Source organism: Sphingomonas sp. BAUL-RG-20F-R05-02, from assembly GCF_022662305.1.
Classification (GTDB): domain Bacteria; phylum Pseudomonadota; class Alphaproteobacteria; order Sphingomonadales; family Sphingomonadaceae; genus Sphingomonas.
The window spans coordinates 1-15,037 of the sequence record NZ_JAKNQH010000005.1; the positions used below are offsets into that span (position 1 = coordinate 1).

Here is a 15,037-nt window from a genome sequence, read left to right on the forward strand (position 1 = left end):
ATGTCGCCTTTTGGGTCGTTGCGCCGAGGGGCAGGGAAGGGCAGCTATTCTACGGTCGCCGACCAAGACTGGACCTTCCGCAGTTGGAGTGAAAAGCAGACGGACGGCAGTTGCCCACTTGCGGGCATTGAGCGTGCGGGGCAGCCTGCGCGAATGAGCAAGCGGAACGAGAAAGGGCGTGAGGTTTGGTTCGCAAGAGTTTTGTGGACTTACATGCCCTGCCAACCGATGGGAATTCTGGTGATCTTCGCGCTCGTTTTGTTCGGCATGGGCGCGGTGTCCGTTAGCCAGTGGTTCCTGCGTTTTACGAGCATTCCTGGCGCGGATAGCTGGCCGTTCCTGCTGCTTTTTCCAACCATGATCGCCGGGTGGATTATCGCAGAGCGCCATAGCTAGGCTATTTTAAATCCAACAGGCGAATGGCGGCTTTCCACCAGATCAAGTTGTTGCGAACACGTCAGGCGCATTGGCCCGCTGGGGTAGCAGCCAGTTCGCTGTTGGGGCGTTGCGCTGTCCGGAGAAAACCTTAGTTGCTGAAGTCAGCGGGTTACGCCACACCTGCCGAATGCGGGCATCGAAAGAAGCTTAATGTATAGACTGCTGCCAGCAGTTCTGACGGGATTGTTGATCGCGAGCGCGTGTGCGGAACACAAAGCTGAGTTTTCGAAAGGGCAGTTTGTCACCGCCAAGCTACAGTGCGGGGCAGTCGGCGCTTACTTGGTTGAGGCAGCGCCTGACACCATCGCCTTTTACGGACCAGCCGAAGACCAGATGCGTCAAGCTAATTGCTTGAAGGATAAGCTTGCGGGGATCAACGTACATATCGTAGTGCGTGGCTCGGAACTCAGCCGCTAAACTTAGTCTTACGCTGCTGATATCAATGGATCGCCGGCAGAATCTGCCATTACTCTTGCCATTTTCGATTAACGAAAAGCCGAGGCTCACGCGGATCGATCTAACCATTTAGGCTGTGCAGCACAAAGTGATCACGATGATTGAAGCCGGGTCGACGTGTTCGGCTGGAAGTCCGGTCCGGTGTAAGAATTTAGCGGCTCAGAGCTTGCATAATTCGTCAACACCGAACCGGTTTAAGCATTTACCAAGGGCGGATGTTGTCGCCGTAGATCAGCGCGAGAACGAAACGAAGCATGTACTTTCTCCCATAGGCACCTCGTTGAGTGCGAGAGACGCTTAATACACGCTTAAGGATTTATCAACGTCTCGGTAAGATCTTTTAATTGGTAGCACCCGAATAAGCATCAAGCCCAGCCATGCACCGCGACGACTTCCTGCTTCTGAACGTGCAAAGCCGACCTGCGCAAAGGTTAACGGCTATTCTCGTGCGGCTGTGAGGCATCCTAAAGTGCTCACTGCCGCCAATCTTCTGCAATATTTCGTCAAATAAATCCAAAAATATCAAGTTAATCAACTACGTAATTATACGTAACTTCAGAATCATAGATTTCTGGTCAGCGCACATAGGCAATGCGTCATACCTACCTCTACGGTTTTGAGTTGCAGTAAGAGCATTCGACATTGGTAGCTTCGCTGATCTGCACTTGATCGCTCCTCTTGAGATAACCTCTAAGTCTACAATTGACAGGCTCGCAGTCTGTCCGAGATTTCCGATCCAGAGGTAAGCTCGCCCAATTGGACACTTGCCTAAACCGTCGGCTGCGGAAGGCAGCTTCTGGGAAGAAGTTTTTCATACGCTGAAAGGCCGTTTGTCACTGCCTCAAATCGTTCCGAGCCGTCAAATTCGTGCGCACCGCCCGAGAACTGAACGGCAGCTACGAAGAAGAAAAGCAGACGGACGGAATTGGCCCAGGATCAGTCGTTTGGTCCTATAATGCAGCATACTCTGAACTGGACCGCTTATGACAATCAGCGACGTTGGCCGGGTAATCACCGGCGCTACAAAGCCGTCGTCGCCAGCAAGGTCGGCTTTCGCAGGTGCGGCCTCAGCAAAAGGTGATCAGACGGTCGCTGAATTTTTGAAAGAGGCAAAGAAGACGCCGATACAACGGTTCAAAGGTAATTTTCTTAAAAGTCGCGGTTTAACGGAAGAACAGTTCGATGCGCTGCCTCCCGAGAAAAGAGCTGCAATTCTGCGCGAAATGGAAGAAGCCATGAAGAAGGCTGTAAAGGGTCCTTCGGACGGAACCGCCTCAGCCGGTAGTAACGCAAACATGCTCGTTTAAAACTATCTGGTCGCTGGTAGATTTCGCTGCACGACGAATACTGGCCGATCCAGATCATCAAAAACCGCCGGTTTTGCCTCTATCGGCGAGCACGCACCGCACCTGGAAGCTCATCGGCAGCTTTCGGGCAAAAAAGCAGCCTGACGGCAGTCGCCCAGAACTCGCCGTTCACGGCCGTTTCCGGCACGTCTGAAAACGGACGTTGCCAGCGCGTCGCGAAAAAGATCCCTTTTGCCATGTCAGCGATCACGCTCTGAACTCGGAACGTTCTAGCTCGTTTAATCAGCGGGCCGTGTTATCGATGGCCGGAGAGAGCCTTCACCGGATGGGCAAAAATCGCGATACACTTTCTCGATTGACGGAGCGCGAGGAAGTTTTCCTGCGTCAATGGCTTTAGCATAAACTGCCAAGGAAATTGCCGCGCGGATCACTGTTCGGCATTTCACATAATTATTAACTATCATGTTCGTTGCAGCCGGTAGTTGGGTTACAACATTTCGAAGCGCGCGCGAATCATTTGCTCGGACAGCTTCGGGGAGAGATGCCGTGAAGCCAGTATCATTAATAATTTGTGCAGCCTGTACTGCAATTCCAATGTCTGCACATGCGGCGCCGGTGATCACCGCGATCAGGGCAGATCTTTCTCAAGGATCTTACTCCTTCGGATATCTTGGCAATGTGTTCACGTTCGGAGCGACCGGCGACGTTTTCAACCCGCTTTCCGTCCTTAACCAAGCGCCCGCCGCAACGAACTCGTTTGGTGGCTTCCTAGGCATACCAACTACGCCGACAAGCAGCTACACAGACCGGGGAACAGTAACGTTTGGCCCGACAGATAGCTATACGAGCTTTTCGGCACCGACTGCGGTTCCCTACTCTCTTGGCGATAACTTTATAGGATTGCGGGCGACAGTTGGAGGCCAAGATTATTTTGGCTTCGCTTACACCACGAACGCACTACTCAACAGCATTGGTTTCGAAACGAGCGCCGGACAGACAATTACGGCTACCACCGCGATCAGTGCTGTTCCGGAGCTTGCTACCTGGGGAATGATGATCCTTGGTATGGGCGCAGTTGGTGGTGCGATGCGTCGCCGGCAGAAAGTCCGCACAACTGTTTCTTTCGCCTAACCTCGTACATTAATCGCAGTGACGGGAGCCGCTTGATTAAAGTGGCGGCTCCCGATTTTCAGCAAAACTGCGATGCTAGAGTAGCGTTAATGCGCAGATACGTTAGACGAAAATGTGCAACGCGTTTGATCTATTTAACGTAATACACGGTGGAGGGATTCGCCACCGCATTGAGCCTTAAAGCCAAGGCTCTTGTAGGAAAGCGGACAGTGCAAACTGCCCACTGCAAACGTACACGGCTAATTAATTGCTACCTGAAAACGGGGCTCGTCAGCGTCCTTCGTTCACTCGAGTTCGTATCTGGAGGCGTCGTAGGAGTGACGCTGCCGTGAAGCATAGCCTACACCGCCTGCAACGGAGGCATGGCCTCGCCGTCCTCGCCCTTTTCTTTCTCCCTAATGCTGCCCACGCTCATGTAAAATGGTTCTGCGGGCCTATCGATGCGTCGCTTCCCCCCGCCCCTTTGAGCCAAGTCCTGTCTCAGCTGTTCTTTACCTGCTTGGTTGGCTTCGCAGGTTTGGTGGCAGTGGGTGGAGGCCTTGATGCGCTTCTCGCTCGGATCGTGCCCGCAACCCGCGAAGGGGCGCGCCGAGGCATCGTGGTGGACATCGTCGTTCGCATCGGCTTGGCAGTCTATGCAGTGTGCCTCTGGCGCAATCTGGCAGTTGTGCTCTGGGCGGACGATGCGACAGGATCGGTCCTCACGCCAGAGATGGTGAACCGAGCTCACTGGATCGGCCTGCTACAGCTTGTGATCGCTGGCATGGTTTTGGTGCCGCGACTGTCACTGGCGGCGTCTGCCGGACTCTTTACGCTCTTCGCCATTGGCGTAGCCCGGTTTGGCCCATTCTACATGATCGACTACCTGTTTTTTGTCGGCCTCGCGATTTACGTCGCGCTTGGGCAGCCGGTATTGCGACGCCGCATCCACATAGCGTCTTGGCGAGTGTCGATCCTCACCGGCAGTCTTAGCTTAAGCCTGATGTGGACGGCGGTCGAAAAGTTTCTGTTTCCACAATGGACGATCGCCGTGCTGCTGCATCATCCGGGGATCACCGCGGGGTTCCCGTTCCCGTCGGTCGCCACGATAGCCGGCTTTGTCGAGTTCAGCCTGTCGTTCTACCTGCTGGTGGGTCGTGCGGTTCTCGTTCGCATCGCCGCTGTGCTGCTGGCCGGCGTTTTCATAATGGCGATGCCGGAGTTCGGCATGGTCGATGTCGTAGGGCACATTCCGGTGCTTATCATTCTCGTCGCGACCCTCCTGCAGGGTGAAACCCGCCTCCAGCAGGTCTTCCGCGGCCCGGTCTCAAGCCCATGGGCATCGGCCAGAGCGGTGCTGATCCGCTACGTTGCGATCCTGACGGTCTTGATGTCCCTTTACTATGGACTGCATGCCCTTTCAGTTTGGGCAGAGGGTAAACCGGTTGCCTTGAGCCAGCCGTCACCGCCAAGCGCGCGGCCACTGTGACGTTGGAGTTGGTGTGCGCTAAGTATCGTGCGGCTCGCCGGCAGAGCTTACCCAACGATCTACTTTGACCATCAGCCGACACACTTGATATGCTGATCGCATACCCAACTTCCGGACAAAGCAGCCCGCCTTAAGCCGCGCAAGCGATCCTGCGCCAATTATTAGATAGCTCGAAAGCCGGCCGGCACTTATCGAGGCTGAAAGTGGCGGGATGGCTGTCGCTTGCCTTCAGACGTTCGCGTCTACGAGGCCGCAGCGCAACCGGGTACGCGGGTATAATGACGATTTCTGGCTCAAAACTTGATTGATTACAGTTCGAGAAGTTCGTGAAAGAGCGGCTGAAGATGTCCGCACCGCGCACACGACTGATCAAGGTGAAAGTTGAGCTACGGCATTATGCATTATGCTGCGACGATGACCCGTATTCCTTTATCAGACCAGGAGCTTCTCAAGCGCGCACAGTCGAAGATCGACAAAGCGAGGGCGGCCTTAGAACGATCTCGCGACCGCATCGCACGAACGGAAGCAAGGTTGGTGGAGCTTAATCGATCCATGCGCGGCGATCAGGACGGTTGACGCAGCGTGCGGATTGTCCTCCGCCATGTTGGGTCTGTGTTCAGTGCACAAAGCGACAAGGCTGGAATAGACCGGATGGCAGTGGTTCCTTAGCCGTGTTTGTCGTGCCTCTGGATAAGCAGCATGCTATCTGAGTTTCACCGCATTGCACGTCCTGAGCGATGTGCGGCTGAGAGCCTGCTGCTCCCGCTCCGATGGAGGCACTTCCATGGACATTAATTACCTGCTCGCCCGGGAGCAGTATGCGCTGCACTTAGCTGATACCTCCCTTTCAACGAGCGCACGCGTGGCGCACCGCGCGTTCGCGAAGGCGTACGGCGCGTTGATTGCGGGAATAGGCTTTCCCCACCGCGACAGCAACGCTCTTGGTCGCGAGCCGCCGACGCAATCACATGCCTGGAACGGTGAAGCTCATATACGTGATTGGGAGAGCGAGGGTGGCAGCATTCGGACCATGTCAGATCAGCCGTTGCAACGAGACAACGGCAATGTTGTTGCTGACGACATCGCACTTGCACGGGGTCGTGTCGTGACATTTGCATAATGTCACATGCTAACGGCTTTTCTCGACTTCCGTTTTCAACACCTCAGGCCGTTCCGACGCCTCCAAAATCGACCGGATCGCTCCAGAGCCGACCGGCGGCTATCGGGGGAAAAAGCAGCTCAAAAATTTGGGATGCCGGAACCCACCAATGGGCCATCCAACCGGCCCGACGCGACTTGCAGCTGCGCTTAGACACATACTGCGGGCAATCGGAAGCGCTCCGATCGTGGATCATCAATTCACACCGCGTGCCGCGCTCCGCGTTTTCACACAGCCTCCACCAAGCCCGGCCGTTCGTGATGCAAAAATCAAGATTTTTGCATCATCCTGAGAAGCTGGCCCGTTTGACGATTGGCAATGTCACGACATTGTGAAGCTCTCGATCACGGCTACAGAATAAACTTTGATGTTGTTCATGTAGGTTGACCCGCGAACCGTAATATATTTTGGAAATGGACCAAGCTGGTTCCTGCCTACTTCGAATGTAAAGCATACATCTTTTGGTTTTGATCCAAAAACGGGGCAGCCAGCTAAACTAAAATCGTCTATGTCTTTAAGGCGAAGCTTTGCCAAATAAGAACGCAGCGCTGGAGTGCAGGAGTTACCATCACGGGCGCACTCCAGCTTAAAAGGCAATTCGCTACTGAGGAGGCGCTAATATCAATCGCCGTCACCAAAACATGGGCGACATCGTGCGCAGCAATAGAATCTTTCGCAGGAAAATAAGATGGCGCGTGTGAGGCTAGAGCAGCTTCACACATTTTGGTATACTTATTCAAGTCAAAGTTTTTCTTCTGGAAGATATCACCCTCGATGCCGTATCGCTCGCTCGATTCTACAGATTCAATTTTGCCACTATCGGCAAATTCAAATGAGTATTTCTCGACACCGAAAAGTCCATATTGGGATCCCAGCTCCGCTGGATGGGTATAAAGATCGATAGATTCAATTGCGGCTTTATCACCAGAGTAATACTGCCACCGAGAAGGTTGACGGTCGATGTAAGCAATTCTCTTACCATTCTCACCGAGTAATCTCGCAGCCAAACTTGTATCTGATTCATTCTTCAGATCATAGAATGTGAAGCGTCCTGCATCTGTGGGGCGTAGGTCCCGTGCGGAAAGCGGGCGCTGTTCAGGCTGGGTCTCAGCCTTGTATGTTTGCCAACTCGGAGCATGCTCCTCCTCCCATGACCATTGGGTGGACTTATTTCCGCAGGCGGAAAACCCCAGCATGAGCAATGCGACCGGCCAAAACCTAGATGTTAGTTTCAACATAATGCGAGTTTGATGTAGGCGGCTATAAGGGTCAATCGTACTCCCGCACCGCCAATGCTAAAACGATTCCCGCATGCGCGATGCAAAATTCACAAGTTTTGCATCAGAGAAAACAGCTCAAGGCTTTGCAAAACGATCAGCATACCTACTTTTAAGTAGGATTTGCGCCGGATCTTCCGGTGCGAGCAGCTCGCGGATGGCCGCATGGCGATCAAGGGCGTGCTCCACGTAAGCTGCAGCAATCTGAGCGCCGAGCCAGTAGCCCATGTCGCGTTCCCATCCGTCGAGCCGCCCGCGACTGCCGTTGTAAAGCCAATGCCCGAGCGCTCCCTTGCCGGCCGGCGTAAATCCACTCGTTTCACTGTAGTTCAAATTTGCCTCAGCGCGATCTTTCGTGAACTGGGCCCAAAGCTCGCGTTCGTGCGCGTGACCGTACGCTTCGCGCGCGACATCCGGCACTTCTCCTGTAACGAGTTGGGCGACATAATCGGCAACTCCTTCAGCGAGAATTTGGGTCAGTAGCGGTTCGGCGATTTGACCGGGTGTATCGGTCATGGTCTGAAACGTGTGCGCGGTTTCATGAGCGAAAAACGAACGCAATTCCGCTCGGAAGGCGATAGGTGTCCTCGCCTCTCGACAGAGCACCTCCAACCCGAGCAACTGTGCACCGGGAGCGGCTGTCCCGCCGGTGTTGCCGCGTCCGACCAGCATGTAAATCTGCGGTAGTGGCCGCTCGGGTAGTAACCCATGTAGACCGAGATAAATTGCACGTAGATCGGGCGTTGAGGCAGCGACCCACGGAAGGCACTTTGCGACTGCATCACCATACCAATCGGGGTGTGCCGCGATTGCCGCAGCTATCGAACTTCCAGTTAACTTGCGGAGCGGCACAAACAAACGCACTCCGGTGCCACTTCCGGCGATATACTCAGCGTCTAGTTGGGCGGCATTCGGGTGGCCGCCAGTCTTATTCCAGAGAGCGACAAAGCGCTCAGCATCCTGTGTGTCGATCTGAGCCGTCAATGGATCGGCGGGCGGCGGCTGGTCCTGAGCGTGGAGACTAGCCGGGGAACAAAGAGCGAGGCAGATTAAAGCCAACTTTGCTGTCCGGTTCATAACTCTATCAAGCCTGGCCGTGTGCCAATTGCAAGCGAAGCGCTGATAAGCCGACTGGCGGCGTTGAAAAAGCAGATCGGCTGTGGTCATTGGACCCGCCATTCGCGATGCCGAATTCACAGTTTTGTGTAAGTTGAAAGTTGGGTGGGTCTCTGCCTTTTCAAATCCTCCTCAATGCTCCGTTCGAAAGCTTCGGTAGACCAGGACAAGTCATGGACCTCGATGGCAGGCCGATAAATCTGCCCAGCGGCACGTGGCCGATCACGATAGAGCTTCATGGGAACCACTACCTTGGCAAGGCCATCCGGGAGGCTCTCGACCCTAACGTCCAGATAGATACTGTCGGCGGAACTGGGCGCGCCGATCAGTCGTGTATGTGGAAGGCGCGTGAAGAGGTCTAGCGCGTCCAGGCATGCGCTGGCGCACTGACCGGGCACGATCACGTACACTGGGAGGCCGATCGGCGGCAGAGAAGGCTGCGTCGTTTTTTTGGTCGCTGTAGGGGTCGCAGGTTCAACGTAGAAGGCTCGGTCTGACGCTAAGGCAGCGCGCATCCCCTCCCATACGGCTGTAATCCAGCCCTCGGCTTCCGGCTGTTCCATCGCGAGCTGCTTGACCATCGTGGCGGCGTAGTTGGTGTTGCCCCGCGACGCGCGCCACCAGACCCGACTTGGATCAGAGGCTTCAATCCTGTCCACCGGCGCCGAGCCCCAGAGCGCGCGAGCCAACTGCTCGCTCCAAAGCGACGACCCTCCCTGGTTGCCGCGAAGATCGATGACCACGGCGTCTCCGGCTAACATCGTCGCGCGACGCCGTGCGATCTCCGCGAACATGTTCCGATACATAGCACGCTGAGTATCATCGGGGTCGAACGTCGGTAATGCAATCCAAGTCAGTTTGCCATGTGATCCGGTCAGGCCTACGGGCAACACGTCCCCATTGTAGCTGAGCGTGCGCCACTTCTTGTAGGTCTCATCGACGGGTCGCCATCGCAGTTTGACCTGCGCGACCTTGCCCGAAACGGAAAATCGACACCGTCCAGGTAGTTTGACGAAGGGATTGCCTTCGTCCTGGAACAGGTTGCGGGCCTGACTCCACCATTGCCCGGCTTCATCGGGGCGGCCTCGGAAAGCGAACACATTCCTGACCACCAGAGATGGAGTATCTAATCCGTCGCAGCCCAAAACGCGCGCGCCCTTCTCCACGTCAGGCATCTGCGAGGCATAGACGTAGAGAGCGTCGCCGCGCCAAGCCGCGACAAACCCGGGCCATCGCACCGTTGATGAGATGATGGGTTCAACGAAGGCTTCGGCGTGTCCGTCGCGTAAGACTGCGCTGAACGCTCCTAGCGTTGCCTGGAGCCCTGCTTGGTTGCGAGTTCGGTGCGCAAGCACCAGCCCCCTTTGGCGTGCTGCTTCCAGCCGCTTGGGAAAGGACGGATCGGTGGGGTTGACCATCCCAGGATGGTTCTCAGCAAATACGCGGTATGCGGCTTCTACGTCGCGTGAGGCAGCGAGCGACCAAGACTGCTGCGTATGAGGCGGATTGTTAACGTCCGCACCAGCCGGCGAAAATATTATAGAATTTAGGGCTGCGGCAGCGAGAAGGGTTCTACCAAATGTGCGGGCCGCAGTAGGCCGGCAGGCAGGCATGCGGGTCGTCTCCCCCTAAACACGGTCGAGCAAAACTGACGACAAAGTCATCGATTGATGTGGCTAGAACAAGCGTTCTCCGATCTCTTCAACAAATTCCGGATCGTGATCGGCTCGGTTTCACGGATCAAGCGTAGTTTGGCTCCACGCTTCTGTGCTTGGTGAGAGTGCTCACGTGGCCTGCTGCACGATAGGAGTCGGGATTTGCGATATCGTAGCCTGGCTCACCCCCAACAGGGCGGCGACGGTGCGCTGCGTGTCGCCGGCTGCAAGGCGCTGTAGCGCCTCGGATTGCTGATGAGGGGTAAGGGAGGCGCGCCGACCAAACTTGACGCCACGGGCCTTGGCCTGGACCCTGCCGGCTGCGGTGCGCTCGGTAATACGATGACGCTCGTAGCTAGCGGCGACCCCCAGCACGGCAATGATGACATCGGCGAACTGAGAGGTGGTATCTACCATCGGCTCCGCGATCGAGCGGAAGCCGGCGCCAGCCTCCTTCACCGCGTGAAGGATGTTCAGCAGGTCACGGGTGTTGCGCGCGAGGCGATCGGTCGAGGTCACCATCAGCACGTCACCGGCATCGAGCGCGCCAATCGCGCGCTTGAGCTGGGGCCGTTCAGCGGTCGCGCCGCTAATCTTCTCGCGGTAGACCTTCGTGCAGCCCGCCGTGTCGAGCTGGACGAGCTGCTGTGCCAGGTCTTGGCCGTTAGATGAGACGCGTGCGTAGCCGTATATCATGCTCCGGTTGTGCATCGGAATTATGCATCATGAAAGCGTTTGGTTTGGTGTGGTTTCTTATTTGATACAAAACTCGTGATTTATGCATCAACCTAGCTGCCAGCATACTGGCTGGCTCTTTGCTGTCACGGTCGTAAGCTGCCCGACCTGGGAGCTGCAAATGACCAACAACGCATCAGCATTTACCCGCGTAAGCGTGGGAATCACGATCGCAGTCGCGGCGATCAGCGCTCATGCGCAATTCGTCCCGGCCGCTGGATATAGTGACGGTGGATCACGACCAAGTGTCGCGGTGCCCTCAGACCCCGGTGCGCCGCTACTAACCCGCATCCCTGATGCGGCGGTGTCGAGCCTGATCCACGCCGATCCGACCTACAAGCGCGGCGCGGCTGTGAGCCATGCCAAGGTTGTTGGCGCATTTGCGATAGCTGAAACGAGCAAAGCACACGTCGTTGAGGCGTGGTCTCCCGGTTTTCTGCCCGTAACCCTCTCATTGAGCGATGGCCGCTGCTACTCGCTCCAAGCTGATTACGAGGGGGGCACACTCTCTAACGGTCGGTTGAGCAAAGTGGGATGCGAGGGGCGGCGGAAGTTCGATGAGCCAGCCCTTCCCCCGCCACCTGCCGGCAGGTCGTTATGAGCTGCTGCCGGTCCCACGGACACCAAGTTAGGCTACATGAGCCTGCTTCTCGAAGTCCATGGGGCTGAGATAGCCCAAGGTCGAGTGCCTGCGTGTGGGATTGTAGAAGCGCTCGATGTAATCGAACACGTCCTGCCTTGCGTGGTTGCGCGTGCGGTAGGTTTTGCGCGCGATCCGTTCGGTCTTCAGCGAGGAGAAGAAGCTCTCCATCGCAGCGTTGTCCCAGACATTGCCGGACCGGCTCATCGAGCAGGTGACGCCATTGTCGGCCATCAGTCGCTGGAACTGCTCGCTGGTATATTGGCTGCCCTGGTCAGAGTGATGCAGCAGCGCATCGGGCTTGCCGCGCCGCCAGATCGCCATGACCAGCGCATCGGTGACGAGCTGCGCCGTCATCGTGTCGCTCATCGACCAGCCGACCACCCGCCGCGAGAACAGATCGATCACTGCGGCAGCATACAGCCATCCTTCAGCGGTCCAGATGTAGGTGAAGTCGGCCACCCACTTCTGGTTCGGCGCATCCGCGCTGAACTGCCGATCGAGCACGTTGCCCGCGATCACCGAGCGTTCGCCCTGATCCTTCGGCAGACCGCGGCGCCGTGGCCGCGCCATCAGACCGTGCACGCGCATCAGCCGCTCGACACGATGTAGGCCGCATGAAAGGCCTTCGGCCAAGAGATCGTGCCAGACGCGACGCGCACCATAAGTGCGATAGCTGGAGATGAAGCTGGCACGGATCTTCCCCGCATACACTTCGTCGCTGCGCGACCGGACACTTGGCGCGCGTCCGAGCCAGGCGTGGAAGCCACTGCGCGAGACATCGAGCGCCTCGCAAAGCCACGACACCGGCCAGATCCCTCGATGCTTTGCGATGAACCCGAACTTCATATCGAGTCCCTGGCAAAGTAGGCCGCGGCTTTTTTTAGGATGTCACGCTCGGCCTTCATCCGGGCCAACTCGCGGCGCAGCCGCTCAATCTCCTGCTGCTCGGGCTTCATCTGACCGTTGCCTGGAAACGCTGCCTGGGGATCAGCTTCCGCTTCGCGGACCCATTTGCGCAGCACGTTCTCATGCAGGTCCAGATCGCGCGCGGCCTGCGCCACCGCCACGCCCCGTTCGCGGACCAACTTCACCGCCTCCAGCTTGAACTCTCGGCTGAACTTCCGTCGTTGCATTTACACCCTCCGGTTCCGAAAACACCTTATCTCGGTGTCCACGAAACCGGCAGCAGCTCAATCTCGCGACATCACGGATGGGATAGCCGCGAGACGCAATTTCGTTAACTGCCCATTAACGGTACGTAGAAACACGGAAAGGGGCAACTACCCCAATCTGAGCAGTCGCAGCATTTTCATCGAAATCAAACCTCGTTAGCTAGCGCGCGCCAGCTAGGCATAACTGCTCAAAAGTGGTTACTAGGTCGGGGCTTCCCTTGTCTCGGCCTAGGTTTTCTTTCATTTACAATTCTTTACAGTGGCCGGATGCAGCGAGCTGACGCTTTAGGAATGTCGCAAATAAGCTAGGACTCAACAAGCAAGTCACGCCGCGGCGAAAGCTAGTGACGTTTCCTCGCGATTGTCGTTCAAGCGTATTATCAGTTGCCCGTGATGCTTGCAAGCGGAGAGGTCGTGACGAGATAATACATATTTGTTTATTGGACCCAAGCTACATCAAAAAGTCGTGCACCTTGGTGCATGACGATGTAAAATGCTTACATATCGGAAAGGCAGCTCTAATTGCCTCAAGGAGCATTATATCTGACAGCAGGCTCGAAGAGCAAAGCTTTGTTCAAAGCAGGATTTTAATCAATCTTCGAACTTAACCCTTATTCTCCGCATCGGCTTATTGATCCGATGATTTTTGATTAGAGCCTGTGCGAACTGTGTTGAATTATCGACGAGATTGCCGTTGAAGCGAGACAGAATTTCACTCTGGGCTTCAATCTGGCGCCGGACCAGCGCAATCCCAGATTTTATAACTCGGTCCGCCTCAGTTGTGCGATTGGCATGCGTTTCTATTTTGAGCCAAAGCTGCTCATCTCCAATCATCGCTCGCAGCTTTGGCGAGGAGGAGGTGCCCGGTACCTTGCAGTTCCAGAGTTCCACGTCGCCCGAATATTCTAGCGTGGCCGCGAGTTGAACTGTCCTATTGGTCAAGGTCGCAGCGGGGATGATACTCTCGCCCTCAATACGCAGCGGGCAAATCTGCACTGCCTGCTCGATCGCAGCCGTCAACTTCTCAAGCGTGCAATGCGGATTGCGCGTGAGTTCACGAATTCCGACGCTCCAGGCTCGGTCCGCGAAACGTTGCAGAAGCAACTTCATGATGTTGTGCTGGAATAAGCAGCCACCTTTTAATAAGAGACCTGCCGGCAAACAGATCCGGCCTCTGTGGGCCGCGGTGGCCTGAACAGGCAGATCTGCCCAGAAAGCTTTAAACCCGCTGCGATCGCCGGGTGACCAGCCATATCCCGTGTCGTCAGGTAAGATGCTTCGCTTCGGGATCTCGCCACGGTCGAGCCACCGGCCGTTAGAACGAAACTGAAGCTGCTGCGGCAAAAACGTTGATTGGTCTCCCGCGCGTTGCAACTTCTTCAGAGCGAGTAGGTCTGCCTGATGACTTCGAGGTCGAAGTTTCCGCTTTGAAGCTTGTTCGACCTTAAAATATAATTTTTCTCTCTTATGGATAATCTTGTGCTTTGGCGATAGTCTCTGTATGAGATGAACAAGATGAAGACACGATTTACAGGCCCAAGCACCTTGCACGAAGTAGATCTTGTCAACGTTTTCTCCGTTCCTTGGGCATATAATCTCAATTGCGTCACGTACCGGGTTTACAAATCTACTTCGAACATCGAGCGAGGTGATGCCGGAGGTCGCTATGATGTTGGGAGTGCCGAAGAACTGGTATCGAATGACAACGCGCGTCGCAGTCAGCTCCAAAACTTCGGCATGGCCGGTGATGGTGCCATTCTCATTCACCCACTGGATGATACGCCGGCCAGCCCGGCACGCGCGCCGCACGCTGTTCAGGCTGAGCTCCGGGAACGCCTCGACATACGGCTTCCCCATCCGGTCTCCACTTGTGTCCATTTTCAACCCCGGCCGCCGCGAACAGTTCTTACTCCGGTCGCATCCGCGTTCTCTGAACGTTCTATGCGCGTTGGGTGGAGCCGGCAACATCGAACGGCCTTCTCCATCGGCCGCAATGATCTCGCCCTCCCTTTCTTATAGGTCCAACAGCTTCGGGGCAACATTTCTAATTCCTATTGCATTTCCCTCGTTCGAGTCTTGTGCGACCGCCGCCCTCAAGCCGAGAATACAAGGCGGCAGCTGCCGAAGAATCGCTTCTAACTTCATTTGAGAGCGTGCAGTGGGCCAGACCACGGCTGCAAAAAGCAAAACGGTTTTGGGAGAGACGCTCTGTGGATCGAGTGGTCGCAGGATGCGTTTTTTGAGCGTCTATAGACGCAAAATTACGCTACTAAATCTCGACGATTGCTCGAGAAACTAAAGCGTACCGACAGTTCGAAACTGACGGCTTGGCGGAGCGGGAGGGATTCGAACCCTCGATACGCTTTTGACGTATACTCACTTTCCAGGCGAGCGCCTTCGACCACTCGGCCACCGCTCCGCATTCCCTGGAAGTGGCCGGCCCTAGAGGGTTCACGCGGGCCGCGCAAGTCGTCCCGTCG

12 protein-coding genes and 1 tRNA gene are annotated in these 15,037 nt (G+C 56.0%); 6 read left to right on the forward strand and 7 right to left on the reverse strand.

The window, feature by feature from the left end:
• From L8F97_RS12155 to L8F97_RS12180, 6 genes are all read left to right on the forward strand, one after another.
• The coding region (locus tag L8F97_RS12155) for a hypothetical protein (RefSeq protein WP_242150198.1) at window positions 1–396 on the forward strand (396 nt) is incomplete at its 5' end.
• A gap of 1,481 nt (window positions 397–1,877) precedes the next feature.
• Window positions 1,878–2,201 carry a hypothetical protein gene (locus tag L8F97_RS12160; RefSeq protein WP_242150201.1) on the forward strand — a complete coding sequence of 108 codons (324 nt, stop codon included), beginning with the start codon at window positions 1,878–1,880 and terminating at the stop codon, window positions 2,199–2,201.
• A gap of 615 nt (window positions 2,202–2,816) precedes the next feature.
• Complete coding sequence (locus L8F97_RS12165; RefSeq protein ID WP_242150204.1) at window positions 2,817–3,332, forward strand: PEPxxWA-CTERM sorting domain-containing protein; 516 nt, start codon at window positions 2,817–2,819, stop codon at window positions 3,330–3,332.
• Window positions 3,333–3,933: 601 nt separating this feature from the next.
• Entirely contained in the window at window positions 3,934–4,800 is an 867-nt protein-coding gene (locus L8F97_RS12170; RefSeq protein ID WP_242150207.1) for a hypothetical protein, read from the forward strand.
• Between the two features lie 381 nt (window positions 4,801–5,181).
• Entirely contained in the window at window positions 5,182–5,376 is a 195-nt protein-coding gene (locus tag L8F97_RS12175; RefSeq protein WP_242150209.1) for a hypothetical protein, read from the forward strand.
• A gap of 208 nt (window positions 5,377–5,584) precedes the next feature.
• Window positions 5,585–5,920: a hypothetical protein gene (locus L8F97_RS12180; RefSeq protein ID WP_242150211.1), complete on the forward strand. Its 336-nt coding sequence runs from the start codon at window positions 5,585–5,587 to the stop codon at window positions 5,918–5,920.
• A gap of 545 nt (window positions 5,921–6,465) precedes the next feature.
• Here the strand turns inward: L8F97_RS12180 and L8F97_RS12185 are convergent.
• From L8F97_RS12185 to L8F97_RS12215, 7 genes are all read right to left on the reverse strand, one after another.
• Window positions 6,466–7,155, reverse strand: a complete 690-nt coding sequence (locus L8F97_RS12185; RefSeq protein ID WP_242150213.1) for a hypothetical protein — start codon at window positions 7,153–7,155, stop codon at window positions 6,466–6,468.
• A gap of 159 nt (window positions 7,156–7,314) precedes the next feature.
• The gene (locus L8F97_RS12190) at window positions 7,315–8,403 is read right to left on the reverse strand and encodes a DUF2268 domain-containing protein (protein ID WP_242150215.1); all 1,089 of its coding nucleotides are present in this window, start codon (window positions 8,401–8,403) and stop codon (window positions 7,315–7,317) included.
• Between the two features lie 26 nt (window positions 8,404–8,429).
• Complete coding sequence (locus tag L8F97_RS12195; protein ID WP_242150217.1) at window positions 8,430–9,770, reverse strand: S41 family peptidase; 1,341 nt, start codon at window positions 9,768–9,770, stop codon at window positions 8,430–8,432.
• Window positions 9,771–10,136: 366 nt separating this feature from the next.
• Window positions 10,137–10,703, reverse strand: coding sequence for a recombinase family protein (locus L8F97_RS12200; RefSeq protein ID WP_242150219.1), 567 nt, complete (start codon window positions 10,701–10,703; stop codon window positions 10,137–10,139).
• Window positions 10,704–11,370: 667 nt separating this feature from the next.
• A protein-coding gene (locus L8F97_RS12205) for an IS3 family transposase (protein ID WP_242150221.1) occupies window positions 11,371–12,518 on the reverse strand; the annotation gives its coding sequence in 2 pieces (ribosomal slippage) (window positions 11,371–12,260 and window positions 12,260–12,518; 1,149 coding nt in all).
• Between the two features lie 630 nt (window positions 12,519–13,148).
• Window positions 13,149–14,414, reverse strand: a complete 1,266-nt coding sequence (locus tag L8F97_RS12210) for a hypothetical protein (protein WP_242150223.1) — start codon at window positions 14,412–14,414, stop codon at window positions 13,149–13,151.
• Between the two features lie 471 nt (window positions 14,415–14,885).
• Window positions 14,886–14,976 (reverse strand) — tRNA-Ser (locus tag L8F97_RS12215).
• Window positions 14,977–15,037 lie beyond the last annotated feature (61 nt).

What these genes read in the sequence shown, in the direction of transcription:
- L8F97_RS12160 (WP_242150201.1), top strand. Translation starts at nt 1,878, where the DNA reads ATGACAATCAGCGACGTTGGCCGGGTAATCACCGGCGCTACAAAGCCG.
- L8F97_RS12180 (WP_242150211.1), top strand. Translation starts at nt 5,585, where the DNA reads ATGGACATTAATTACCTGCTCGCCCGGGAGCAGTATGCGCTGCACTTA.
- L8F97_RS12185 (WP_242150213.1), bottom strand. Translation starts at nt 7,155, where the DNA reads ATGCTGGGGTTTTCCGCCTGCGGAAATAAGTCCACCCAATGGTCATGG.
- L8F97_RS12190 (WP_242150215.1), bottom strand. Translation starts at nt 8,403, where the DNA reads ATGACCACAGCCGATCTGCTTTTTCAACGCCGCCAGTCGGCTTATCAG.
- L8F97_RS12195 (WP_242150217.1), bottom strand. Translation starts at nt 9,770, where the DNA reads ATGGTCAACCCCACCGATCCGTCCTTTCCCAAGCGGCTGGAAGCAGCA.
- L8F97_RS12200 (WP_242150219.1), bottom strand. Translation starts at nt 10,703, where the DNA reads ATGATATACGGCTACGCACGCGTCTCATCTAACGGCCAAGACCTGGCA.
- L8F97_RS12210 (WP_242150223.1), bottom strand. Translation starts at nt 14,414, where the DNA reads ATGGGGAAGCCGTATGTCGAGGCGTTCCCGGAGCTCAGCCTGAACAGC.